This window comes from Megalodesulfovibrio gigas DSM 1382 = ATCC 19364 (assembly GCF_000468495.1).
Classification (GTDB): domain Bacteria; phylum Desulfobacterota; class Desulfovibrionia; order Desulfovibrionales; family Desulfovibrionaceae; genus Megalodesulfovibrio; species Megalodesulfovibrio gigas.
Map to the genome: position 1 here is coordinate 2,290,113 of NC_022444.1, position 22,600 is coordinate 2,312,712.

Consider the following 22,600-nt stretch of genomic DNA (forward strand, 5'->3'; position numbering starts at 1 on the left):
TAGACAGCGGAATGGAAATGATCAAGGAACAAGCCCTCGTCAAGTCCGCGGTCCCGGCCTCTCACCGCAAGGATCAGTTCGTGGCGGAACTGGTTGGCGGTCAGCAGGTGGCGGACGTGTTTGTCCTGGCCCAGGCCTCCCGCCGCCAGGCCCGCAACGGTCCCTTCTGGAGTCTGACCCTGCAGGACGCCACCGGCCAGCTGGAAGCCAAGCTGTGGAGCCCCCAGGCCCAGGACTATCACGATCTGCGCGCCGGGCAAATCATGCATGTGACCGGCCGCACCCAGATGTATCAGGACAAGGTCCAGCTTTCGGTGGAGGCCCTGCGGCCGGTGCTCTCTCCGGAAACCCGGCCCCAGGAGCCCGAAGCCGAGGAGACTCCCTGGCCGCAACCGTTGTACACGCGTGTGGAGTTGGCCGATCTCGTCCCCATCAGCGCCGTGCCGCCGGAAACCCTGCTGGCGCGGCTGGAAGATCTGCTGCGCGAGCACATCCTGTACCCGCCATGGCGGCGCTTTGTCTTCAAGGTGCTGGGCGATCCGGAGATCCGCGGCCGCCTGCTGGTGGCCACCGGGGCCAAAAGCATGCATCATGCCTATGTGGGCGGACTGTTGGAACACACCCTGGGCGTGGTGCAGCTGTGCGCGCACTTCTGCCGGCAGTATCCCCGGCTGGACAAGGATGTGCTCCTGGCTGCCGCAGCCTTCCACGATATCGGCAAGGCCTGGGAGCTCGTCTCCCTGCCAGCCTGCGACTACACCACCGAAGGCAGGCTGCTGGGCCACATCCAGCTTGGCCTGCAGATGCTGGAGCCCTACCTGCAAAAAATGAAGGTGGATGCGGATTTGGTGTTGCATTTCAAGCACATCGTCATCAGCCACCACGGCGAATACGAATACGGTTCTCCCAAGCGTCCCAAGACGGCAGAGGCCTTTGCCCTGCATTTTGCAGACAACCTCGATGCCAAGATGAACCAGGTGGAGCGCGCCACCAGCACCGAGACCGAGGAAGAGCCGGGCTGGCCGGTCTGGTCCGAATATCAGCGCGGGCTGGATCGGTTTTTGTGCCGGCCTCGTCCCACTCCCGGCCAGGCCGGGGAGGATTGCCGCCCCACCGCATCTGCCAAGGAAGACCAATGTTCATTACTTTTGAAGGGATAGAGGGCTCTGGCAAAAGCACTGCCATGCGGGCCGTGGCCGAGACGTTGCAGCAGCGCGGGCACGGGGTGTTGCTTACCCGCGAACCCGGCGGCAGCGAACTGGGCGGCGTGCTGCGGCGGATCCTCCTGGACGTGGCCACCACAGATCTGGCGCCCGAGGCGGAACTGTTTCTGTATCTGGCGGATCGCGCCCAGCACGTGCGGCAGGTGATCCGCCCGGCCCTGGCCGAGGACATCGTGGTGTTATGCGACCGCTATGCAGACTCCACCGTGGTGTACCAGGGCTATGGCCGCAGCCTGGACCGCACCCTGCTGCACCAGTGCAACCACATGGCCGTGGGCGGCCTGTGGCCGGATTGCACCTTGCTGCTGGACCTGGAGCCCCACGTCGGCCTCACCCGCGCCCTGGCCCGCAATGTTGCCCAGGCTCAGGCTGCACGGGAAGGCCGTTTCGAGGCCGAAAGTCTGGACTTCCACCGCCGCATCCGCGAAGGCTACCTCACCCTGGCCGCCCTGCACCGGGAACGCTTTCGCATCATCGACGCCAGCCAGCCCCTGGAACGGGTGGTGGCGGACTGCCTGACCGTGGTGGAATCCTTGCTGTCGCCGCAGTGATGCTGCCCGGCAGATGCACGGACCAGAGAAGGCGGAGGCCGTGTGACAAGCCGTTCCGACGTGCGCATCAGCGTCATCACCCCCAGCCGGGGCGACAGGCCCCGGGCGCTGGCCCAGGCCGGGCAGAGTCTGGACGCCGCCGTGGCCCATGCCGTGGCGGCCGGGCTGCTTGATCCCCATCAGGTGCAGTGGCTGGTGGGATTCGATGGCGTCAAGGGCCAGCGCCCCGAGGTGCACACCCCGGCCCGGTTCATCGATTTTCCCCGATCCGGCAATTTCGGCAACCGCATTCGCAACAGCCTGCTCAGGCTGGCCGCAGGATCGCATCTCATGTTCCTGGACGACGACAACGCCCTGACCCCCCAGGCCCTGGCCTGCGTGCTGCCGCATCTGGAGACGGACATGATCATCGGCCGCATCGACGTGCGCCGGGCCTTTGATATCCCGCTGCTGCCGCGGCCCGGTCCTGTGGAAGAGGTCGTCCGTCAGGGCAATATCGATCCCCTCTGCCTGTGCCTCTCCCGCGATCTGGTGAAGGTCCGCGGCCGGGGCTGGAATGAGGAGGGGGGATACGAATCGGATTTACGGAACATCCGCCGGTATTACCACCGGGCCGCCTCGGTGCTGTTGCTGGACGAGGTGATCGGCATCTACGACGCCGGCCGGGGGCTGGATCCCGACGGCATGAACCAGCGTCAGCGAGACCGCCAGGAGCAGTCGTGATGGACTCGGGATCGAACACGGCGGATCTCGTCATCCTCGGCGCGGGCGCGGCGGGCCTGTTTGCGGCCATTGCGGCAGCGTCGAACGGGCTGCATGTTGCGATCCTCGATCACGCCCGCAAGCCGGGGCGCAAGATCGCAATCTCGGGCGGCGGACGGTGCAACGTCACCAATACTGCGATTGCGGCTGCGGATTACGTGTGCGGCAACCCGCACTTCGTCAAGTCCGCCCTGGCCCGCTGGACCCCGCAGGACATGCGCCAATGGCTGCAGGATCGCGGCGCGCCCCTGGACGAGGAGCCCGGCGGCAAGCTCTTCTCCCGCCACGGCGCTGCCGCTGTGGTGCAGGCGCTGCGGGACGAGGTGCGGCGCCTGGATGTGCGCCTGATGCTGCAATCCCCCGTCCGCGGCGTCACGCGCGAGGGAGACGGCTTTGCCGTGGCCACGGAAACGTACAGCCTGCGCGCCCCGCGCCTGCTGGTGGCCACGGGCGGGCTGGCCTGGCCCCAGCTGGGCGCCACGGGCCTGGGGCACGACCTTGCGCGGCAGTTCGGCCTGAAGGTGACGCCGCGCCGGCCCGGTCTCACGCCGCTGTTTGCGCCGCCTCCATGGCTGCCCCTGTGCCGGGAACTGGCAGGCTTGGCCTTGCCGGTGCGCATCGCCGGGCCGCACAGCAGCATCCAGGGCGACATGCTCTTCACGCACCAGGGGCTGTCCGGCCCGGCCATCCTGGACGCGTCCCTGTTCTGGAAGGAAGGCCAGACGCTGGCCATTGATCTCTTGCCCGATGCGGACCTTGCCTCCCTGGTGCGGAGCGCTCCCCGTCAGGAATTGCGCAACGCCCTGGCCCGGGCATTGCCGGCCCGTCTGGCTGCCGCTCTCTGTGCAAAGCATGGCTGGAGCGGCCAGGCCGGGCAGTGCTCCAACAGGATGCTGGCGTCCCTGGAAGAATCCATCCACCGCGCGCCCTTTGCCCCGGCTGCGGCCGCCGGGCACGACAAGGCGGAAGTGACCCTGGGCGGGGTGGACGTCGCCCGCATCGACTCAAAGACCATGCAATGCAAGGATGTGCCGGGGCTGTTTTTTGCCGGCGAGGTGCTGGATGTGACCGGCCGCCTGGGCGGCTTCAACCTGCATTGGGCCTGGGCCTCGGGCCGCGCCGCAGGCATGGCCTGTGGCGCGGACTGAGGCGGACTGAGGCGTGCCGAGGCGTTATTGCATGAGCATAAAGTGCATGGCCGGGACAAAACCGGATCCAACGCCAGGGCCAGTGGCCGGGCCATATGCATAGGTCCAGTATCCAAGCTGGGTGGTGCTTGCGCTCAACTGGGAATAATTCATCCGCACATAGCCCGCCTCTCCCCAGTTGGTGCCCCAGCTGTTCTTGATGATCAGCGCGCTCTGACTGTCATCCCAGCCTACTGCCAATACAAAATGGCCGCCTTCATAGGTGCCGGTGGTTTGCGCATACACGCCGGACGTGTAGTTGTAGAGATCGCTGTACACGGCCATCCACAGCACCACAGGACCATAGGTGTAGATGGCACTTTTTATGGTTTCAACAGATGGATAGGTGTTGGCATTGGCATAAAACCAGTTGCTGGTGAATTTATACGGATTGTTTTGCCAGGTGCTGCACCCGTCGTTGCAATTCCCATCCGTAACCGTATAGGGATAGCAAGCTTCCGCTGCGGTGCCATTGTTCAGCAAAAACGTGGAGGCTGTGCTGGCATAGCCGCCCGCGGCACAATCGCCGGCTCCCGAGCAGGACAAGGGGATCTGTTCTGACAGATCCAGATTCGCAGCCCTGCCGGCGGCGATGCGCAGCTTGGCCTCCAGGGCGGCCACCGGCGCAAAAATGAAGCAGCTCCCGCAATTGCCCTGATCCCTGACCGGCGTGACATAATTGACGCCGTCTTTGTTGCGCCAGTCAAAGGCCTGGGGCAGGGGATCCGTGGCAAGGGGAACCACCGGTACATCGGCCTGGGTGGCATTTTCCGGCAAGCCACCCAGCCGTTGCCTGCGTTGCGCCTCTGGAAGCACGCTGATGCTTGTCTCGCCAGCAGACCAGTTGCCGCCCGCCTGCTGTATGGCAGCATTGATTGCATCGGCGGTGAGCGGCTGCTTGGCGGGCTCTTGTCCGCCTGCAACAGTGGCCAGCAAGACCATCGCGCACAACAAAAAGAATGCGGTGCGCACTGCGCGGTGCATCATGGCGTCTCTCCTTCCTCGCGTGACGATTTTCGTGCGAGTTGCGTGGTTATTCGCGCTCGCAGATTTCCTGCTCCGGCGCGAAGATGCCCGGGGTGGGGTTCTGACCTGTGGATTCAAGCACGGCGCGCCAGTAATCCGAGGTGATGTTCAGCCGGCGGCGTTCGATGGTCACCAGTTCCAGGGGCAGGTGCACATAGCGGTCCTGCAGTTTGGAAACCACCATGCCGGTCTTGCCGGCCATGGCCGCATGCACGGCGTGCTGCCCCAGGAAGCCGCAGTACACCCGGTCGTTGGCGTTGGCTGGCACGGAGCGGATGATGTAGCTGGGGTCGATGAACTTCAAGGTGATGGGCATGTTTTTGGCCTTGAAGTAGGCCTTGATTTCCTGGATGAGCAGGGTGCAGATGTCTCCCAGCACGGGGTTGCCGGATGCGTCCACCTGCCCGGTGTTCTTGAGCAGATGCTGCCCCGCGCCTTCGGCGCAGACGATGACGGCGTTTCTGCGGCGGCGCAGGCGGTTTTCCAGCTCCTTGAGCAGCCCGGCCTCGCCTTCCAGCTCAAACGGTGTTTCCGGGATGAGTACAAAATTCACTTCCTTCAGGGCCAGGGTGGCCTGGGCGGCGATGAATCCGGACTCCCGGCCCATGAGCTTGACCATGCCGATGCCGTTCATGGCGCAGGAGGCTTCGGTGTGGGCGCAGGCGATGGCCTCCGTCGCCTTTTCCACGGCCGTGTCGAAGCCGAAGGAGTGGGTGATGAAGTTGATGTCGTTGTCGATGGTCTTGGGGATGCCGATGATGCTGATCTTCACCCGGCGCTTGGTCACTTCGTCGCTGATGCGTTTGGCGGCCTTCATGGTGCCGTCGCCGCCGATGAGGAACAGGGCGGAGATGTTCATGCGTTCCAGGGCGTCCACAATCTCTTCCGGGCTTTGCGGGCCGCGGGAGGAGCCGAGGATGGTGCCGCCGAAGCGGTGGCAGCTGGCCACCTTGTCCGGTGTCAGCTCCACAACGTCATGCCCGTATTTGGGGATGAAGCCCTCCAGCCCGTAGCGAATGCCCAGGGTGGCGGCCATATTGTAATGGTGATGGGCTTCCATGACGATGGCGCGGATGACATCGTTGATGCCCGGGCACAACCCGCCGCAAGTGACGATGGCGCATTTGGTCTTGGAGGGATCAAAATACAGGTGCCGGCGCGGGCCGGCCAGCTCGAATTCGCTGTAGGCGGGCTTGTCGCCCAGATGCCCGACCTGTTCGCGGGTGATCTGCAGCAGGGTTTTGGCAGCATCGTCTGTATAGTGGCACAGGGTGAGATGCGAAGGAATCTTGGCAGGCCCCAGGGTTTGCACCGCTGTGTCGAAGTGGGCGTTGCTGACAAGGACTTGGCCGTTGGTGTTTTGCTTCTTGCTTGGCATGACGCTCACGTGGGCTGATGGTGATGGAGAATCCGGATTCTGATATCGCACGCGTACCATGAGCTATCATGGACAGGCCGGAAAAACCAGTGACGATGCGGTCACAACCCACGCCAGCCTGGCAAGGATGAGGCTGCACAGCGCAACGCAACACGCCTGGACCGGCGTGCTGCAGCATGCCGGTCCAGGCGTGGAATATTCGCGCCGCGGATGGGGCGCCGCGCAACGTATCGCAGGCATCGTCAGCGTTTTTCCGCGGCCGGCTCCTCTGTGGCGCTGGCGGGGGCAGCGTCGGCCGCCTCTTCAGCCAAATCCTCGCGCTCGTCCTTGGCTTCTTCTTCGGGCAGCTCTTTCTTCCGCCCAAAAAGCGCCGCAACAAACACGGAGAGCTCATACAGCACCAGCATGGGAGCGGCCATGAAGGTCTGGGAGATGACGTCCGGCGGCGTAAGCACGGCAGCGACGATGAAGATGATCAGAATCGCGTACTTGCGGTTTTTGCGCATGAATCCTGGCGTCACGAGCCCCAGCCGCGCCAGGAAGTACACAAACAGGGGCATCTCGAAAATCAGCCCGAAGGCGAACAGCATTTTCAAGGAGAAGTTCAGGTATTCCTTGAGCGCCGGCATGGGCCGAATGAGTTCTGTGGTGTAGCTCATGAAGAATTCAAAGGCATGGGGAAACACCACATGGTATCCGAACATCGCCCCAGCCACGAAAAAGAATGCCGAGAAAAAGGCGATGGGAAACAGTGTCTTGCGTTCTTCCTCATACAGCCCTGGCGCCACGAAGCACCAGACTTGATAGAAGATGTACGGCGAGGCCACGAATATCCCGGCCACGGCGGCCACGGTCATGTACGTGAAGAAGGCCTCGGGCAGGGTGGTGAAGATGAGATGGGTATCCGGCGGAAACACCCTGACCAGCGGCTCCATGAGCAGGCCGAACAGATCCTCGGCCACGCTGTAGCAGAGCATGAAGCCGATGAACGCGGCAATAAGACAGCGCACCAGCCGCACGCGCAGTTCGGTCAGATGGTCGAAAAAGCCCATGGCGCCGTGTTCCTGCGCCGCTTCTTCCTCGGGCTCTTCCGCATCCGGATCCGCGTCTGGGTCTGCGTCTGGGTCTGCGTCTGATCCGGCAGCATCCCCTGTCGCGGGCGTCCCTGGGGGAACAGATGCGGCCGGAGGCAGGGCGGAAGCATCAGGCGGCGAGGATTCGCCGTCTGGAGTGCCGGCAGTCTCCGCGCCTGTGCCGGACTCGCCGGCGGCATCGGCTGGGGGCGGATCTGCTGGCTGGCCTGGGGGGGCAGCATCCTCCGGCGCGCTGGCCTGCTCCGGTGCGCCGTCTTGCTCCGGTGCGCCGTCTTGGGGGCGTTTCGTCTCGTCGCTCATGCCTGGGTGTCCTTGGCGGCGGGAGCCGGGCTGGAGGCGGAAACATCCACGGTGGACCCGGCCGACACCGAGAGGGTTGCGGCCGGGTCTGCGGCGGTGGGTTTGGAGGCGGCCTTGGCCAGCGCCTCTTCCTCCTGCTGTTTCTTCAGGGCCTGACGCTTGGCTTCTTCTTCGCGGCGCTTCTGTTTTTCCTCGCGGTCAAGCTCGGTATCGATGGTGCGCTGGAAGTCGGAGGACATGCGACGGAATTCCCCCATGGCCTTGCCCAGGGTTTTGGCGATTTCCGGCAACTTGCGCGGCCCAAGCACCAGCAGGGCCACAACAAGAATGACGATGAGTTCCGTAGAGCCGATTCCGAACATGATGGTTCCTCCGTCAGCGTGTCAAAGCAGGCTTATTCCCACTCGATGGTGGCCGGCGGCTTGGAGGAGATATCCAATACCACGCGGTTTACCCCTTTGACTTCATTGATTATTCTGTTGGACATGCGCGCCAGGATCTCCGGCGGCACCCGGGCCCAGTCCGCTGTCATGGCGTCCACGCTCTCCACCAGCCGCAGGGCGCAGACGTGTTCATACGTCCGGTCGTCGCCCATAACACCCACGCTCTTGACCGGCAAGAGGACAGCGAAGCCCTGCCACATTTTCCGGTACCAGTCCGAGGCGTGCAGCTCCTGCTGGACGATGGCATCGGCCTGCCGCAGGATTTCCAGCCGCTCGGCCGTAATCTCGCCGATGACCCGGATGGCCAGCCCAGGGCCGGGGAAGGGATGCCGCCAGATGATGAAGTCCGGCAGGCCAAGCTGGGCAGCCACCTTGCGGACCTCGTCCTTGAACAGCTCGCGCAGGGGTTCCACCAGCTTGAGCTGCATGCGGTCCGGCAGCCCGCCCACGTTGTGGTGGCTCTTGATGACTGCAGACGGCCCGCGGAAGGAGACGGATTCGATGACGTCCGGATACAGCGTGCCCTGGGCCAGGAACTCCACGTTGGAGATGGCCTTGGCCTCGCGCTCGAAGACTTCGATGAAGGTGTACCCGATGATCTTGCGCTTCTGCTCAGGATCAGTCACGCCAGCCAGCTTGCCCAGGAAGAGATCCTGCGCGTCCACGGTGTGCAGGTTCAGGTCGAAGTGGGCGGTCAGAAAGCCGATCACTTCCTCGCGTTCCCCGGCCCGCAACAGCCCGTTGTCCACGAAAATGCAGTGCAGCCGCTTGCCGATGGCCCGATGCAGCAGCAGGGCGGCCACGGTGGAGTCGATGCCGCCGGACAGGCCGCAGACCACCTGGCCCGTCTCGCCAATCTTGGCCTGCATCTCGGCCACGCAGGTTTCGATGAAGGATCCCATGGTCCACTTTCCCTTCAACTTTGCTACCTTGAAGAGGAAGTTGTGCAGGATCTGCTCGCCATGCTCGGTGTGCGCCACCTCGGGGTGGAACTGCACGGCATAGATGCTGCGGCCCAGGTCTGCCATGGCAGCCACATGGACTTTTTCCGTGCTGGCGATGACTTCGAATCCTGGCGGCGGGGCAAGCACGTGGTCGCCGTGGCTCATCCACACCGTCTGCGTGGGGGCTTCCGGCAGGCCTTCCCACAGGGGGCAGGCCGTGGCGATGGCCAGATGCGCGCGGCCGTACTCGCGTTCCTTGGCGCGTTCCACCTGGCCGCCCAGCTCCTTGGCCAGCAGCTGCATGCCGTAGCAGATGCCAAGGATGGGCAGGCCCAGTTCCACCAGGCCGGGATCCAGCTGGGGCGCGCCGTCTTCCGAAACGCTGCACGGCCCGCCGGAGAGAATGAGGGCGTTGGGCTTGAGGGCCCGCAACTGCTCCAGGGGGGTGGTGCAGGGATGAATTTCCGAATAGACCCCGGCCTCGCGCACACGGCGGGCGATGAGCTGGGTGACCTGGGATCCGTAATCGATAATGACGACTTTTTCCGCGAGCTGCATGGCGCTCCCCTGTGAGGAAGAGAAGTGGTGGAAGAGGCGAGCGGGAACTCCTTAGAAAAAACGGATGCTCCCCCTCGCGCTCCCCCTTCCAGAACGTTGTTGTAACGGAATGCCGGCAAACGTCTTTGGGGTGGTGGGTCCCCCAAACGCAGCGGGCCTAGTACTGCTCCACGCGGTAGTTGGGGGCTTCCTTGGTGATGATGACGTCGTGCACGTGGCTTTCGCGCAGGCCGGCAGGCGAGATTTCCACCATGCGGGATTTTTCCCGCAGCTCCTGGATGGTGGCGCAGCCGGTATAGCCCATGCCGGAGCGCAGGCCGCCCACCAGCTGGAAGAGCGCCTCGCCCACGGGGCCCTTGTACGGCACGCGGCCCACAATGCCTTCGGGCACCAGCTTGGAGGCTTCGCTCTTTTCCTGGAAATAGCGGTCCTTGCTGCCTTCGGCCATGGCGTCGATGGAGCCCATGCCACGATAGATCTTGTAGCGCCGGCCCTGGTACAGGATGGTTTCGCCGGGGGATTCGTCCGTGCCGGCGAACAGCGAGCCGATCATCACCGAATCCGCACCCACGGCCAGGGCCTTGACCACATCGCCCGAGAATTTGATGCCGCCATCGGCAATCACGCAGCGTCCCAGCTCCTTGGCGGCGCGGGTGGCTTCCATCACGGCCGTCACCTGGGGCACGCCCACGCCGGCCACGATGCGCGTGGTGCAGATGGAGCCGGGTCCGATGCCCACCTTCACGGTGTCTGCCCCGGCTTCCAGCACGGCGCGGGCGCCTTCGTACGTCCCCACGTTGCCGGCGATGATCTGGGCGTCGGGATAGGCGGCGCGCAGGTTGCGCACGGTTTCCAGCACGTTCTTGGAATGCCCGTGGGCCGAATCCACCACCAGGAAATCCGCCCCGGCCTTGAGCAGCACGTCGCCGCGTTCCAGGGATTCCTTGCCCACGCCCACGGCTGCGCCCACGCGCAGGCGGCCTTGGTCGTCCTTGCAGGAATGGGGGTACTTCTTGATTTTTTCGATGTCCTTGATGGTCAGCAGGCCCTTGAGGCGGCCCTGATCGTCCACCACCAGGAGCTTTTCGATACGGTTTTCGTGCAGATGCGCCTTGGCCTGCTCCAGCGTGGTGCCCACGGGCACGGTGACGAGCCGGCGGCTGGTCATCACTTCGCGCACTCTGAGGTCGTTGTCGGTGACGAAGCGCACATCGCGGTTGGTGAGGATGCCCACCAAGTGATCGTTCTCCACCACGGGCAGGCCGGAGATGCGATATTCGCTCATGGTGCGCAGGGCCGAGCCCACGGTGTCCTCGGGGTGGATGGTCACGGGGTCCACGATCATGCCGGACTCGGACTTCTTGACCTTTTCCACTTCCAGGCGCTGGCGGTCCAGGGGCAGGTTCTTGTGGATCACGCCCACGCCGCCCTGACGGGCCATGGAGATGGCCATGGCAGACTCGGTGACCGTGTCCATGGCCGCAGCGATGAGGGGGATATTCAGGGTCAGGGAAGGGGTGAGCCGGGTGGAGACGTCCACCAGATCGGGGGTGACCTCGGAATAGGCCGGGAGCATGAGCACGTCGTCGAACGTAAGTCCGCGTCCGATGGATTTTTCCATAATAATCAAATCCTGTAGCGCAAGGTTATTCCAGCCCCAGGTAGGCGGCGCGGACCTGGGGATTTTCCAGCAATTCTTTGGAGGTGCCCGTGAGGTGCACCTCGCCGGTGGTCAGCACGTAGCCGCGGTGGGCAATATGCAGGGCCATCTGGGCGTTCTGCTCCACCAGCAGCACCGTGGTGCCGGCCTTGTTGATGTTGACGATGACGTCGAAGATATTTTCCACCACAATGGGCGCCAGGCCCAGGGAGGGTTCGTCCAGCAGAAGCAGGGAAGGGCGGGCCATAATGGCCCGGCCGATGGCCAGCATCTGCTGCTCGCCGCCGGAAAGGGTGCCGCCGTACTGGCCGCGGCGTTCCTTCAGCCGGGGAAAGAGGCCAAAGACTTTTTCTTCGTCGGCCTTCACGCCGTCCGGGTCGCGGCGCAGGTAGGCCCCCATGCGCAGGTTCTCGATGACCGTGAGGCGGGGGAAGATCATGCGTCCTTCGGGGACCTGGGTGACGCCGAGTTTGACGATTTTTTCGGTGGAGACCCGGGTGATATCCTGCCCGTTGAAGGTCACCGTGCCTTGCTTGGGCCGGATGACGCCGCACAGGGTCATCAGGGTGGTGGACTTGCCGGCGCCGTTGGCCCCGATGAGGGTGACGATTTCCCCCTGGTTCACCTCCAGGGAGACGCCTTTCAGGGCATGGATGCTGCCGTAGAAGGTATGGATGCCGTCGAGTTTGAGCATGGGTGCGGCGTTAGGCATGGGCGGCCCCCCGGCCCAGGTAGGCCTCCACGACCTTGGGGTCGTCCTTGATGACGGCGGGCGGGCCGTAGGCGATGCGTTCGCCGTGGTCCAGCACGATGAGTTGCTCGCAGATTTTCATCACCAGTTTCATGTCGTGTTCAATGAGCAGCACGGTGACGCCTTCGTCGAGGATGGCGTGGATCAAATGATCCAGGTCCGCGGTTTCGCGTGGGTTCATGCCGGCGGCGGGCTCGTCCAGGAGCAGCAGGGCCGGCTCCGTGGCCAGGGCCCGGGCGATTTCCAGGCGGCGCTGGTCGCCGTAGGAGAGGGAAGAGGCCGGGGCCAGGGCGTGGCGCTCCAGGCCTACGAATTTCAGCCATTTCATGCTGGCGTCGATGATGGCTGCTTCCTCACACCGCTGCCCGCCCAGGCGCAGCACCGCGCCCACCAGATTGGAGGCCGTGCGGCAATGGCGGCCGATGCGCACGTTGTCCAGTACGGTGAGGGAGGAGAACAGGCGGATGTTCTGGAAGGTCCGGGCAATGCCCAGGGCCACCACCTTGTCCGGTTTTTTGCCGTTGATGTGCAGGGACTCGGCGGGTGCGCCATTTTTCGCCGGCGGCATGAGGGTGATGTCGCCCTGCGTGGGTTTGTACACGCCGGTGATGCAGTTGAAGAGGGTGGTCTTGCCTGCGCCGTTGGGACCGATGAGCCCTTGGATCTTGCCGGGCATGATATCGAAGCTGACGTCGGTCAGGGCCATCAGACCGCCGAAGCGCTTGTAGACCTGATCTACTTTCAGAAGCGGAGCGGGGGCGGTCATCGGGCGGTTCCTCCGTGCTGTTCGAGCTGGGCGCGCAGGCGCTTGATCAGGGGATTGGACTCGCCGGCGGCGGCGATTTTCGGGAAAAAGCCTTTGGGTTTGAAACGCATGATACAGATCATGATCAATCCGTACACCAGAAAGCGGGCTTCGTTGGGCAGGCCCAGTTCCGGCAGCACCACGCGCAGCACCTCGCCCAGGGCGATGAGGATGGCCGCGCCCACCATGGCGCCGTGGATGTTCCCCAGGCCTCCCAGGACCACCATGCACAGGATGAGGAAGGATTCCCAGAACTTGAACATATCTGGCGAAAGGAAGAGCGTCCAGCGGGCAAAGAAGCAGCCGGCCAGCGCGCCCACCCCGGCGGAAATGCCGAAGGCGATGATCTTGTACGCGTAGATGTTCACCCCGCAGCTGGCCGCCGCGAGCTGATCTTCCCGGATGGCCAGCCAAGCCCGGCCCAGGCGGGAGTCCTCCAGCCGGCGCATGGTCAGGTACACCAGGACCAGCATGGCCAGCCCCAGATAGAAGTACGGCCGCTCGCCCTCGAACTCGTAGATCCAGGCCGGATTGAGGAAGGAGAGGTCCACGCTCACGGGATCGATGCCCGGCAGCCCCAGGGGACCGCGGGTGAGCCAGATTTCGTTGGTCAGGAACAGCACCACCAGCTCGGCGAACCCGAAGGTGACGATGGCGAAATAATCGCCTGAAAGCCTGAGGGTTGGCACGCCCAGCACCACGCCCCACAGCGCGCCGTTGAGCACCGCCGCCGGGACCATGATCCACAGGCTCACACCATAGTGCACCGTGAGCAGACCGGCGGTGTATGCGCCCACGCCGTAAAAGCCCACGAAGCCCAGATCCAGCAGGCCGCAGAACCCGGGCAGCACGTTCAGGCCCATGGCCAGCACCATGTACACCACCACCAGCGTGACGACATGGAGCACGTAATCGTTGGACATGGGCAGCAGGGGAAAGGCCAGGGCCACTGCCAGAAAGAGAGGGAGGATGAATTTTTTGGGCATGGTCTTACGCCTTCTCCACCAGGGCTTTGCCCAGCAAGCCGGAAGGGCGGAAGATGATGACCGCGATGAGCACGGCATAGGCCACGCCGTCGCGATACAGGGACGAGACGTAGCCCGCCCCCAGGGCCTCGGCAATGCCCAGCACGATGCCTCCCAGCATGGCTCCCGGCACGGAGCCAATGCCGCCCAGCACGGCCGCGGCAAAGGCCTTCACCCCGGCCACGTAGCCCATGGTGGGGGAGAGGGTGTTGTAATACACGGCAACCAGCACCCCGGCCACTGCGCCCATGGAAGACCCCAGGGCAAAGGTGAACGCAATGACGCGGTTCACGTTCACGCCCATGAGCTGGCTGCAGGTCCGGTTCTGGGCCAGGGCGCGCATGGCCGTGCCCATGCGGGTGTGGTTGATGATCACGTACAACAGCAGCATCATGCTGAAGGTCACCGCAAAGATGAACAATTGCAGCCAGGAAAGGTGCACGCCGCTGAATTCAATGGCCGTGAGCTTCAGGTACGCGGGCACGGCATCCTGCGGGAAGGGCACCGGCCGGCTCCCCCAGATGATCATGGCCAGGTTCTGCAGAAAAATGGACATCCCGATGGCGGTGATGAGCACCGCCAGCCTGGGCGAACTTCGCAAGGGCCGGTAGGCGATGCGATCAATGGAGACTCCGATGGCTGCGGCGCAGATCATGGCCAGCAGCATGGACACGTAGAACGGAAGGCCCACAGCCGTGATGAAGGTCACGCACAAGAACGCCCCGATCATGTACACTTCGCCGTGTGCGAAGTTGATGAGTTCGATGACGCCGTACACCATGGTGTAGCCGACGGCGATGAGGGCGTAGATGACCCCGAGAGTCAGCCCGTTGACGAGTTGTTGCTCTAGCACGGCGACCGCCTGGGAGGTTGAGGGTGATGAACGCAGCGCTGCAGCCTTGAATGGAAACAGGCTGGACCCGATGCGTCGGCCCAGCCTGTCTCCGTGAGGCTCTTGCTTGTGGAAGCCGGGCCCCGTTATTCCATTTGCTTGTCTGCAGGCACGAAGGTGCCACCCTTGACCACCTTGACGAAGGCGTTCTTCAGGCAGTCGCCGTTGGCGTCGAAGTAGGTGTTGCCGGTGATGCCCTTGAAACCGGTTTCGGGGCTGTTCATGGCGGCAATGGCGTCGCGCACCTTGGCGCGATCCATGCCGGCCGCCTTCACGGCTTCCAGCACCACGCCGGTGGCGTCGAAGGCATTGGCGCTCATCCAGTCGGATTCACGCTTGTAGGTGTCGGCGAACTTCTTGAGGAAGGCCTGGGCGTCGGCGCTGGCGGCTTCGGCCAGGAAGGGCACGGTCATGTAGGTGTTTTCAGCGGCGTCGGCGGCGAGCTTGATGTAGTCGGCGTTGTCCAGCCCGTCCGCGCCGAACTTGGCCACGTTCATGCCCAGCTTTTTGGCCTGAGTGGCGATGAGGGCGCCTTCGTTGTAGTAGCCGGAGATGAACAGACCGTCGGGATTCTTGCTCTTGAGGGAGGTGAGCTGGGGCGTGAAGTCGGACGCGCCCTTCATGTAGCCTTCCTCGCCCACCACGGCGAGACCGATCTTCTTGGCTTCCTTCACAAAGGCTTCCTTGAGACCGATGCCGTAGTCGTTGTTCTCATAGAACACGGCAATGGCCTTCAGGCCCAGCACCTGGGAGGCATAGCGAGCGAGGAACGCGCCCTGGAAGTCGTCGCGGTATACCACGCGGTAGCTCCAGGCCTTGCCGGCTTTGTCCTTGTTCTTTTCAGAAATGGTCACGTTGGTGGCAGTGGGGGAGACGGCGACGATGCCCTTCTTCACGTAGTTGGGCAGGGCGGCCAGATGGGCGGAGGAGCACAGATGGCCCACGACGCCGACAATGGCGTCGTCCTGCACGATCTTGGCGGCCACGGTGGCGGCTTCCTTGGGATCGCACTGCTCGTCGAGGAATTCGGCCACCACCTGCTTGCCGTTGATCCCGCCAGCGGCGTTGATTTCGGCCAGCTTCAGTTCCACGCCGGCTTTCACGTTGTCGCCGTAGCCGGCAGCAGCGCCGGTGAAGGGGGAAGGTACGGCGATTTTGATGGTGTCCGCCGCAGCGGCGGCGCCGGCGGCGCCCAAAATCAGGAACGACGCAAGCACGGCAAGACGTGCCAGTTTCAACGAACGCATACGTCCTCCTCAGCAAAGGGGTGAATGGCTGAACCTCAACTCACGAATCCGCACCATGCGGCCCGTGGACAAGTTGTTTCAAGCGTGCCCTGTGGCGTGAAGATTTTTTCATGCCACGCGCCCTTGTTCTCGTCAATACGAAGCCTGCGGGTGGGATTTTTCACGAGCTGCTGGCGTTGCCCGTGCCGCTGGCGTTGTCTGCCGGGGAGGCGGCGGCCGGTGGTGCTGCTTCCAGCAGGGCCGTGGCTTCGCGGCGCAGGGGGTCGGTGACCGTGGGCAACAGCAGCATGGCTTCCAGCCTGCGGCGGCCTTCTTCGGGCCGGTTCAGGAACCGCGTATAAATCATGCCCAGGTTGTAATGCGCCCCGGCGTTGTCCGGCTCCACGGCCAGCAGGCTTTCGAAGTATTGCACCGCGGCGTCGTATTCTTTCATGTTGAAGTGGCTGATGCCCAACAGACCCATCACGCGAGCATTGGCCGGCTCTGCCACCAGGGCCCTGTTCAGGAAGCTCACGGCGGCTTCCCAGTCCTGCATATGCATGAACTCGTCTGCCAGCATGGCCAGCACGGTGGCGTTGTTGGGATCGCCCTGCATCTGGCGCATCATGGCGCCCACGCGGTTCATGCCGTCGGCGTCCATGCCGGCCATGGCCTGGCCGGGCATGCCCTGAGGCGTTTGCTGTCCCTCCTGGCTGGCCCGCTGTTTTTGCATGGCTTCGGCCATGGCCGGGGGCATGGATTCGCTTATCCCCTCGGGCATGGGCATGCCGCCTGCCTGGCCACCCATCTGGCCCATTTTGGGCCGCCGGTCCTCGAAACGGGTGTCGCTGGACATGCGGGAAATGAAGGACCACAGAAACACGGCGATGATGAACAGGCCCATGCCCCCCAGGGCCAGCACCCGCATGGGCGAAACGACCACGGGCGACGCGGGAGCCCCGGGAGTGGTGGACGCCGCCGGTGCGACCGGGGCAGCCTGGTGCGGAACAGCGTGTTTTTTGGACTTATTTTTCCGGGCCATGCAGATGCTCCAGGCGATCAATACGTTGGGACAACAGGCGCTGCCGGCCGGCCAGAAAGACGATGTACCCGGCCACGCCAAGCCAGACCAGGGCATTGGCGGCCATGAGGGCGGTTTGGACATCCATACGAGTATTTCCTTAATTGCTTGCGCTCAAGGTTTGCTGCAGGCCGAGCAGCCGTTCCTGCTGCAGAAGCTGCCGCCGCCGGATGAGCAGCAGGCAGATCCAGACAAAAAACCACGCCCCCACGCAGGCGATGACCGTGGTGGCCATCTCGCCCGTGAGCCCACCCCCCTTGGAGGCGAAGACGGCCGGGTGTACGGAACGCCACAACCGGGCGGACCAGAACACCAGCGGCACATCCAGAAACGCCACCACCCCCAGCACGGCCGCCACCGTGGCCTTGCGTTCGCGCGGCATTTCCAGACCGCGGACCAGCAGATAGGCGGCGTAGATGAACCACATCACCAGGGTGGTGGTCAGCCGCGGATCCCACGTCCACCAGACATTCCACGACACCCGACCCCAGATGGAGCCGGTGATGAGCGCCAGACTGCTAAAGAGCACGCCAATTTCTGCCGCCGCCCCGGCCAGCAGGTCGAAGCGGAGGTTTTTCTTTAGCAGATACAAGGCGCTGGCCACAAAGGTGACCCCGAAGCTCAGCAGGGACCACCATGCCAGGGGCAGGTGCAGATAGAAGATCTTCTGCACCGGGCCTAGCGTGGCCTCCACGGGCGCGTACACCCAGATGAGCCACTGCGAGGCGGCCATGGCCAGGCCGGCCAGCGTCGCCAGCAAGGGAATGGGCAGGGTCATGCATCCCCTCCATAGACAAAAGGAAAAAGAAAAAGTGCCGCCGCCGTGAACATGAGATCAAAAGCGCCGGCAGTCAAAAACCAGTTGTCCAGCGATTCGGGCGGGCCACCCAGGGCCTGGGTCATCCCGCGCACCGCCGCCAGCAGCAGAGGCAGCAGCAGGGGAAACAGCACCACAGACAGCAACGACTCCCGCGCCGCCTGCCCCTGGGAAAGCGCCCCCAGCAGCGCGCCCAGGGCGACCAGACCCCAATCCGCCAGGAGCACCATGGCCAGGGCCGGCAGTACATCGCCGCTGAAGGATTGCCCCAGAAACGCCACGCTGGCCGGCAGGAACAGGCACTGCGCCAGCAGCAGCAGCACCAGACTGGCCAGGACCTTGCCCAGCCAGACCGCCTGCAACGGCATGGGAGAAAGGGCCAGCGCCAGCCGTGCGCCCTGGACTTCCTCCACAAAAAACAAGGCGTTGACCACCAGGATTTCGCAGAACAAGGACGCCATCCAGAACACCGCCGCCGCGCTCTGGGCCGGCAGCCGCTGCCCTGGCGCTTGCGAGAGGCTGAACAGGAACAGCAACACCAATCCCAGCAGGATGGCCTGCACCAGCCCGCTGGACCGGCCGGCCAGCAGCCGCAGATCCTTGTGCGCGATGACGAGCGCCGCCCTCAGCACGTGCAGGCCTCCGGAGTGTAGCCGGCCGCAGGGCCGTGATAGGCCGGCGCGCCCCGGCCGGAAAGGGCCAGCACGGCATTGGCCTCGGGCAGATCCCGTTCCAGATGATGACTGATCCAGATGACCCCGGCCCCGCGTTCCCGGGCCTGCCGGATGGACCGGGTCAGCATTGCGGAAGAGGCCACATCCAGCCCGGTGCCGGGCTCGTCCAGCAGCAGGAGATCCGGCTCGTTCAGGAACACCCGGGCCAGATTCAGCCGCTGGGCCATGCCGCGGGAATATGCGCCGGCGCGGTCGTCGGCTGCATCCGCAAGGTTCACCGCTGCCAGCCGGGCGCGCAGGACCTCGTCATCCAGGGAAAGCCCGTGCACCCTGGCCCAGAAGCGCAGGTTCTCCAGGCCACTCATCTGCGGATAAATGCAGGTGACATGGCCCAGAAATCCCAGGCGGTCATGCCCCACGGTCAGGTCGCAGACGCCGGCATCCGCCGGGGTCAGGCCGGCCAGGATCTTGAGCAGGGTGGACTTGCCGGCGCCATTGGGGCCGGCAAGCAACAGGCATTCGCCGGCGTGCAGGGTGAACTGCACGTCCTTGAAGACGAGGCGCGGCCCGTAGAACTTGCCCAGCCCCTTGGCGGCGGCAAGCTGGCCCGAGTGGCGCGGGGCCTGCGTCACGCCTGTTCTCCGCCGCGTTTTCTGCGGAAGATGCCCCAGAACGGCGCAATGCACATAATGGTTCCACCCACCCACAGCCAGTTCACCAGGGGGTGCGTGCTCAGGGTGAAGGATGCCGTATGATCCTCCTGCGCACCCAGCAGGGTGGCGTACACTTCCGTGCCCAGGGAGAAGATGGTGCTGGCCTCGGCAAAGGCGTTGGAGAACTTCTGGTAGATACGGCGTTCCGGGTGCAACGTGCCCACGGGGGCACCGTTTTTGGTCACATGGATGGTGGCCTCCAGGCCGGCCAGACGAGAGGTGCGGTATTCGCGCAATCCCTCATACTGGAAGGAGAAGCCGGCCACTTCTGTTGCCTCCCCAGGCTTGAGCACCACCTGACGTTCCTGCTGGTAGGGGCCGGAGATGGCCACGCCCACCACCATCAGCGCCAGGCCGATGTGCACCAGATGCGCAGCCAGGGAGGCCGGCAGCCCGCGCGCCGCCTTGTCCGTGATCAGCAACAGCGGCAGGGAGAGCAGACAGGCTCCGCCCGCAGCCGCGCCCACCAGGGGCACGGGCATGGTGTACCCGGCCAGATACAAGCCCACCAGCAGCCCTGCGAACACGGCCACCACCAGGGACAGATGCTTCATCTTGCTCACGCCCCCCTGCCAGGACATCCAGGGGCAGGCGCACAGCAGCAACGCCAGGACCACGAAAAACGGCATGCAGACCTTGTTGTAGAAGGACTGGTCCAGCCCCACGGTGTTGGCGCTCCACAACTGGGAGATCACCGGCCACATGGTGCCCATGAGCACCACCAGCCCCAGGGCCAGCAGGGCCCATACGGCGATGATGAGCAAGCCTTCCCGGCTGCCCAGCCCGGCCAGCTCCTTGCTGTGGGCGTCGCCCTTGCCATACCCGGCGGCAATGCCCACGGGCAGGTACAGCAGGGTGGCGAGCATGAACAACATCAGCGGGATGCCAATGGGTGCCCGGCCGAAGGCGTGCAGGCTCTCCACCACGCCGGAGCGAACCAGATACGTGGCGAAAAAGCAGGTCACCAGGGTCAGGCCCACCAGGAATACATTGGCCCGGGGCAGCACGCCGCGCCGGCTCTGCAGCATGGCGGTATGCAGAAAGGCCGTGCCGGCGAACCAGGGGATCAGGGAGGCGTTTTCCACCGGATCCCAGGCCCAGTAGCCGCCCCAGCCCAGTTCCATGTAGCTCCACCAGCCGCCCAGGATGATGCCGGCCGTCAGGAAGACCCAGGCGCTCACGGCATAGGGCCGGCCCACCACGGTCCAGTGACCGGCACGGCCGAACTCGCCGGCCATGGTCTGCCCCAGGGCCAGACAGGCCGGAATGGTGAATCCGGCATAGCCCAGGAACAGCAGGGGCGGATGAAAGATCATCCCCGGATGCTGCAGCAGCGGGTTCAGGCCGTTGCCGTCGGCAGGCGGGGGGATGACTTCCGTGAAGGGGTTGCTGTAGCTGGTGAGCAGCAGCAGGAAGAAGGCCATCACTCCGTGGTGGAACAGCCAGAAATGCAGCTTGGTGGACGGGGTGAGCCGCGAGTAGGCGGTGGTGGCCTGAAACACCACGCAGCACAAGGCCACCATCCAGGCCCAGAAATAGAGCGACCCGGCCTGCCCGGCCCAGAAGGCCGTGATGCGATAGAACAGGGGCAGCACACTGTCTGTGTAGTCCGCCACCAGCAGGAAAGAATAGTCCCTGTTCACCAGGGCGTTCAGGATGACGCCTGCGCCCAGGGTGAGCAGGGCAGACGCGACGAGGTGCCCGCGTTCCAGCCATGCCGGGCAGCGCTGGTCGTTGTTCCAGCACAGGATGAGGGCGTAGGCGGAAAGCCCAAGAGTCAGCAGCAGGCAAGCCAGCTGCGTCCAGTAGCCGAGCAGATGCATGTATCACCACCTTGCGTGTCTTCGGAAGGCGGCACCCTAAACTGAAACGGTCGGAAGGGGAAGAGCCCCCGGCGGGCAACAGGGTTGCACCGCGGGATACAGCGCAGAAGGCAAATTGGGGAGGAAGCAAAGCATGCCGCGGGGGGATGGATTGTCGGGGCGCGGCGGCATGCTCGCGCCCCGAAGAATATGAAAATATGGTAACAGTCTGCCTTACTGTTGCTGGGGCGGACTGCCCGAGGCCGGCATGGCGCTCATGCCCAGATCCAAGGCCAGATCCCGCGCGGTTTTTGCCGTGAGCAGGTCGATGAGCTGATGCGCCCCCGGGGTTGCGGCTCCGCCGCCGGCCTGCGCACCCAGTTGCACCTGGGGCACCCAGTTGCCGCTGTACCGGGCGATGGCGTCGGCATAGTGGCGGTTCACTTCTTTCCAGGCCGAGAGACGCGTTTCCAGGGCATTGTCCGCCTGCATGATCAGTCTGCGCTTTTCGGATTCGCCCTGGCCTTCCATGATGAGCTTTTCCTTCAGCTGCGCCGCGGCCTGCTTTTGCAAGGTGGCCACCTGCAGTTCCCGTTCGGCACCCAGCTTGGCGACATTGTATTCTTTTTGCGCAGCCAGCTCGGCCACCTGCTTTTCCTGTTCGCCCTTGACCACCGCCATGGCCTTTTCCGCCTCCTGCTTCCAGCGGGCTTCGGCCGCCGTGGCCCGGCCTTTCTGCTCGGCGGTGATGGCATCCTGCTCTGCCTTGGTCGCCTCGGCCTTTTTGGTCTGAATGTCCATGGTGATCTGCTGCTGCTGCGTAATCTGCTGCTCCACCTTCTGGTCGTAGGCGATCATGTTCATGGACAGATTGTAGAGCTTGATGCCGTATTCCTCGATGGGCGAGCTTTCCATGCGGGCAATGCCGTTGGGAGCCGCGGGGTTGAGCACGGGTTCGGAGACGGTGATCTGGCGCTTGTCACCGGTGACTGGATCTTCCACATATCTGGTGGTGGTCGTCGTCTTGTACACGCCGTGCTTGGCTTGGTCTTCAATGTACGTCAGCAACATCGGGCGCTTTTCGCTGTACGATTCCCGGCTGCTCATGAGGGGGCCGGTCATGTACACTGCGCGTTCCATCACCGTGCGGATGAGCTGCTGTTCGATGGCTTCTTGCGACCCGTATTTGATGTGCAGATTGGTGAGTTTGTCGAGTTCCAAAGGCATGTCGAAGCGCACGGAGCCGGAAATATTGGCGTGGCCACCGTCGTTGAACCGGGTGCGCATGGACATGTCCATCCGACTGCCTTGGTCCGCACTGGAACTGAACCAGAACTGGGTGGAGCGGCGGTACGTGGTGACCTTGCCAAAGAGCTGCCAGTGCACGCCCGGGTCTGTCCACCAGTCCAAAGTGCCTACATAAAACCGTTGATTGACAACAATTTTTTCAGCATTCACATTCTCAATAATGTTGTCGAAGGCCATAAAGAGCAGCAGGGCGCAGACCCCGGCCACAATAAGCGCGCCCATGCGCCGCATGCCTTGAGGGTAGGGCAGTCTGGGCAGATTCGCCGGGGAGGGCACACGGGGTGGCGGAAGTTCGTCGGACATGGCGGTTCTCCGTGAAAGTGCTCACAAAATGGCCAGGGCAATAGTTTGTCACCCGAAAAATAGCATGTCTTGGAAGT

22 protein-coding genes are annotated in these 22,600 nt (G+C 63.9%); 4 read left to right on the plus strand and 18 right to left on the minus strand.

The genetic code is table 11. The features are described 5' to 3' along the window. The first annotated feature begins 17 nt into the window (after nt 1-17). Genes DGI_RS10045 through DGI_RS10060 form a run of 4 tightly spaced genes read left to right on the plus strand, consistent with a single transcriptional unit; the run spans nt 18 to nt 3,684 of the window. A complete protein-coding gene (locus DGI_RS10045) occupies nt 18-1,160 on the plus strand; it encodes a 3'-5' exoribonuclease YhaM family protein (RefSeq protein WP_051286537.1) in 1,143 nt (380 codons plus the stop codon). After that, nucleotides 1,136-1,774: a dTMP kinase gene (gene tmk / locus DGI_RS10050; RefSeq protein WP_021760892.1), complete on the plus strand. Its 639-nt coding sequence runs from the start codon at nt 1,136-1,138 to the stop codon at nt 1,772-1,774. The genes DGI_RS10045 and tmk overlap by 25 nt, the downstream gene beginning before the upstream one ends. A 42-nt stretch (nt 1,775-1,816) precedes the next feature. Then, nucleotides 1,817-2,497, plus strand: coding sequence for a putative glycosyl transferase, group 2 family protein (locus tag DGI_RS10055; protein ID WP_021760894.1), 681 nt, complete (start codon nt 1,817-1,819; stop codon nt 2,495-2,497). Then, the gene (locus DGI_RS10060) at nt 2,497-3,684 is read left to right on the plus strand and encodes a BaiN/RdsA family NAD(P)/FAD-dependent oxidoreductase (protein ID WP_021760896.1); all 1,188 of its coding nucleotides are present in this window, start codon (nt 2,497-2,499) and stop codon (nt 3,682-3,684) included. Before DGI_RS10055 ends, DGI_RS10060 begins: the two co-directional genes overlap by 1 nt. A 24-nt stretch (nt 3,685-3,708) precedes the next feature. Here the strand turns inward: DGI_RS10060 and DGI_RS10065 are convergent, their stop codons facing one another. The 18 genes from DGI_RS10065 to DGI_RS10145 all read right to left on the minus strand — a co-directional run bounded on the left by DGI_RS10065 (nt 3,709) and on the right by DGI_RS10145 (nt 22,523). Continuing rightward, nucleotides 3,709-4,710, minus strand: coding sequence for a C1 family peptidase (locus DGI_RS10065; protein WP_021760898.1), 1,002 nt, complete (start codon nt 4,708-4,710; stop codon nt 3,709-3,711). A gap of 46 nt (nt 4,711-4,756) precedes the next feature. Beyond that, on the minus strand, nt 4,757-6,127 hold the full coding sequence (locus DGI_RS10070) for an ATP-dependent 6-phosphofructokinase (protein WP_021760899.1): 1,371 nt from the start codon (nt 6,125-6,127) through the stop codon (nt 4,757-4,759). Nucleotides 6,128-6,369: 242 nt separating this feature from the next. Beyond that, nucleotides 6,370-7,179, minus strand: a complete 810-nt coding sequence (gene tatC / locus DGI_RS10075; RefSeq protein ID WP_021760900.1) for a twin-arginine translocase subunit TatC — start codon at nt 7,177-7,179, stop codon at nt 6,370-6,372. Nucleotides 7,180-7,517: 338 nt separating this feature from the next. Further along, complete coding sequence (locus DGI_RS10080; RefSeq protein ID WP_021760901.1) at nt 7,518-7,883, minus strand: TatA/E family twin arginine-targeting protein translocase; 366 nt, start codon at nt 7,881-7,883, stop codon at nt 7,518-7,520. Nucleotides 7,884-7,915: 32 nt separating this feature from the next. Continuing rightward, a complete protein-coding gene (guaA, locus tag DGI_RS10085; RefSeq protein ID WP_021760902.1) occupies nt 7,916-9,466 on the minus strand; it encodes a glutamine-hydrolyzing GMP synthase in 1,551 nt (516 codons plus the stop codon). A 157-nt stretch (nt 9,467-9,623) separates the two neighbouring features. Beyond that, nucleotides 9,624-11,087 carry an IMP dehydrogenase gene (gene guaB / locus DGI_RS10090; protein ID WP_021760903.1) on the minus strand — a complete coding sequence of 488 codons (1,464 nt, stop codon included), beginning with the start codon at nt 11,085-11,087 and terminating at the stop codon, nt 9,624-9,626. A 25-nt stretch (nt 11,088-11,112) separates the two neighbouring features. Continuing rightward, nucleotides 11,113-11,820 (minus strand): ABC transporter ATP-binding protein, encoded by a 708-nt coding sequence (locus DGI_RS10095; protein WP_021760904.1) that lies wholly within the window; start codon nt 11,818-11,820, stop codon nt 11,113-11,115. A 10-nt stretch (nt 11,821-11,830) separates the two neighbouring features. After that, nucleotides 11,831-12,643: an ABC transporter ATP-binding protein gene (locus DGI_RS10100; RefSeq protein WP_021760905.1), complete on the minus strand. Its 813-nt coding sequence runs from the start codon at nt 12,641-12,643 to the stop codon at nt 11,831-11,833. Continuing rightward, on the minus strand, nt 12,640-13,668 hold the full coding sequence (locus DGI_RS10105) for a branched-chain amino acid ABC transporter permease (protein WP_021760906.1): 1,029 nt from the start codon (nt 13,666-13,668) through the stop codon (nt 12,640-12,642). The genes DGI_RS10100 and DGI_RS10105 overlap by 4 nt, the downstream gene beginning before the upstream one ends. Before the next feature lie 4 nt (nt 13,669-13,672). Continuing rightward, a complete protein-coding gene (locus DGI_RS10110) occupies nt 13,673-14,560 on the minus strand; it encodes a branched-chain amino acid ABC transporter permease (RefSeq protein ID WP_021760907.1) in 888 nt (295 codons plus the stop codon). Between the two features lie 125 nt (nt 14,561-14,685). Next, the gene (locus DGI_RS10115; protein WP_021760908.1) at nt 14,686-15,846 is read right to left on the minus strand and encodes an ABC transporter substrate-binding protein; all 1,161 of its coding nucleotides are present in this window, start codon (nt 15,844-15,846) and stop codon (nt 14,686-14,688) included. 160 nt (nt 15,847-16,006) lie between these two features. Next, nucleotides 16,007-16,867 (minus strand): tetratricopeptide repeat protein, encoded by an 861-nt coding sequence (locus DGI_RS18790; RefSeq protein WP_158407318.1) that lies wholly within the window; start codon nt 16,865-16,867, stop codon nt 16,007-16,009. Then, complete coding sequence (locus DGI_RS18425; RefSeq protein WP_021760910.1) at nt 16,851-16,994, minus strand: CcmD family protein; 144 nt, start codon at nt 16,992-16,994, stop codon at nt 16,851-16,853. Before DGI_RS18425 ends, DGI_RS18790 begins: the two co-directional genes overlap by 17 nt. A gap of 12 nt (nt 16,995-17,006) precedes the next feature. Continuing rightward, nucleotides 17,007-17,684: a cytochrome c biogenesis protein gene (locus DGI_RS10125; protein WP_021760911.1), complete on the minus strand. Its 678-nt coding sequence runs from the start codon at nt 17,682-17,684 to the stop codon at nt 17,007-17,009. After that, nucleotides 17,681-18,355 (minus strand): heme exporter protein CcmB, encoded by a 675-nt coding sequence (locus tag DGI_RS10130; protein ID WP_021760912.1) that lies wholly within the window; start codon nt 18,353-18,355, stop codon nt 17,681-17,683. Before DGI_RS10130 ends, DGI_RS10125 begins: the two co-directional genes overlap by 4 nt. After that, on the minus strand, nt 18,349-19,029 hold the full coding sequence (locus DGI_RS10135; protein ID WP_021760913.1) for an ABC transporter ATP-binding protein: 681 nt from the start codon (nt 19,027-19,029) through the stop codon (nt 18,349-18,351). Before DGI_RS10135 ends, DGI_RS10130 begins: the two co-directional genes overlap by 7 nt. Beyond that, nucleotides 19,026-20,933 carry a heme lyase CcmF/NrfE family subunit gene (locus DGI_RS10140; RefSeq protein WP_021760914.1) on the minus strand — a complete coding sequence of 636 codons (1,908 nt, stop codon included), beginning with the start codon at nt 20,931-20,933 and terminating at the stop codon, nt 19,026-19,028. Before DGI_RS10140 ends, DGI_RS10135 begins: the two co-directional genes overlap by 4 nt. Nucleotides 20,934-21,146: 213 nt before the next feature. Beyond that, nucleotides 21,147-22,523: an SPFH domain-containing protein gene (locus tag DGI_RS10145; protein WP_021760915.1), complete on the minus strand. Its 1,377-nt coding sequence runs from the start codon at nt 22,521-22,523 to the stop codon at nt 21,147-21,149. Between the last annotated feature and the right edge of the window lie 77 nt (nt 22,524-22,600).

Bases quoted from the DNA above. Each gene is read 5' to 3' on its own strand.
- guaA (WP_021760902.1), bottom strand. From the start codon at position 9,466: ATGCAGCTCGCGGAAAAAGTCGTCATTATCGATTACGGATCCCAGGTC.
- DGI_RS10125 (WP_021760911.1), bottom strand. From the start codon at position 17,684: ATGACCCTGCCCATTCCCTTGCTGGCGACGCTGGCCGGCCTGGCCATG.
- DGI_RS10100 (WP_021760905.1), bottom strand. From the start codon at position 12,643: ATGACCGCCCCCGCTCCGCTTCTGAAAGTAGATCAGGTCTACAAGCGC.
- DGI_RS10065 (WP_021760898.1), bottom strand. From the start codon at position 4,710: ATGATGCACCGCGCAGTGCGCACCGCATTCTTTTTGTTGTGCGCGATG.
- tatC (WP_021760900.1), bottom strand. From the start codon at position 7,179: ATGGGCTTTTTCGACCATCTGACCGAACTGCGCGTGCGGCTGGTGCGC.
- DGI_RS10115 (WP_021760908.1), bottom strand. From the start codon at position 15,846: ATGCGTTCGTTGAAACTGGCACGTCTTGCCGTGCTTGCGTCGTTCCTG.
- tmk (WP_021760892.1), top strand. From the start codon at position 1,136: ATGTTCATTACTTTTGAAGGGATAGAGGGCTCTGGCAAAAGCACTGCC.
- DGI_RS10095 (WP_021760904.1), bottom strand. From the start codon at position 11,820: ATGCTCAAACTCGACGGCATCCATACCTTCTACGGCAGCATCCATGCC.
- DGI_RS10105 (WP_021760906.1), bottom strand. From the start codon at position 13,668: ATGCCCAAAAAATTCATCCTCCCTCTCTTTCTGGCAGTGGCCCTGGCC.
- DGI_RS10070 (WP_021760899.1), bottom strand. From the start codon at position 6,127: ATGCCAAGCAAGAAGCAAAACACCAACGGCCAAGTCCTTGTCAGCAAC.
- DGI_RS10145 (WP_021760915.1), bottom strand. From the start codon at position 22,523: ATGTCCGACGAACTTCCGCCACCCCGTGTGCCCTCCCCGGCGAATCTG.
- DGI_RS18425 (WP_021760910.1), bottom strand. From the start codon at position 16,994: ATGGATGTCCAAACCGCCCTCATGGCCGCCAATGCCCTGGTCTGGCTT.
- DGI_RS10080 (WP_021760901.1), bottom strand. From the start codon at position 7,883: ATGTTCGGAATCGGCTCTACGGAACTCATCGTCATTCTTGTTGTGGCC.
- DGI_RS10060 (WP_021760896.1), top strand. From the start codon at position 2,497: ATGGACTCGGGATCGAACACGGCGGATCTCGTCATCCTCGGCGCGGGC.
- DGI_RS10045 (WP_051286537.1), top strand. From the start codon at position 18: ATGATCAAGGAACAAGCCCTCGTCAAGTCCGCGGTCCCGGCCTCTCAC.
- guaB (WP_021760903.1), bottom strand. From the start codon at position 11,087: ATGGAAAAATCCATCGGACGCGGACTTACGTTCGACGACGTGCTCATG.
- DGI_RS10140 (WP_021760914.1), bottom strand. From the start codon at position 20,933: ATGCATCTGCTCGGCTACTGGACGCAGCTGGCTTGCCTGCTGCTGACT.
- DGI_RS18790 (WP_158407318.1), bottom strand. From the start codon at position 16,867: ATGGCCCGGAAAAATAAGTCCAAAAAACACGCTGTTCCGCACCAGGCT.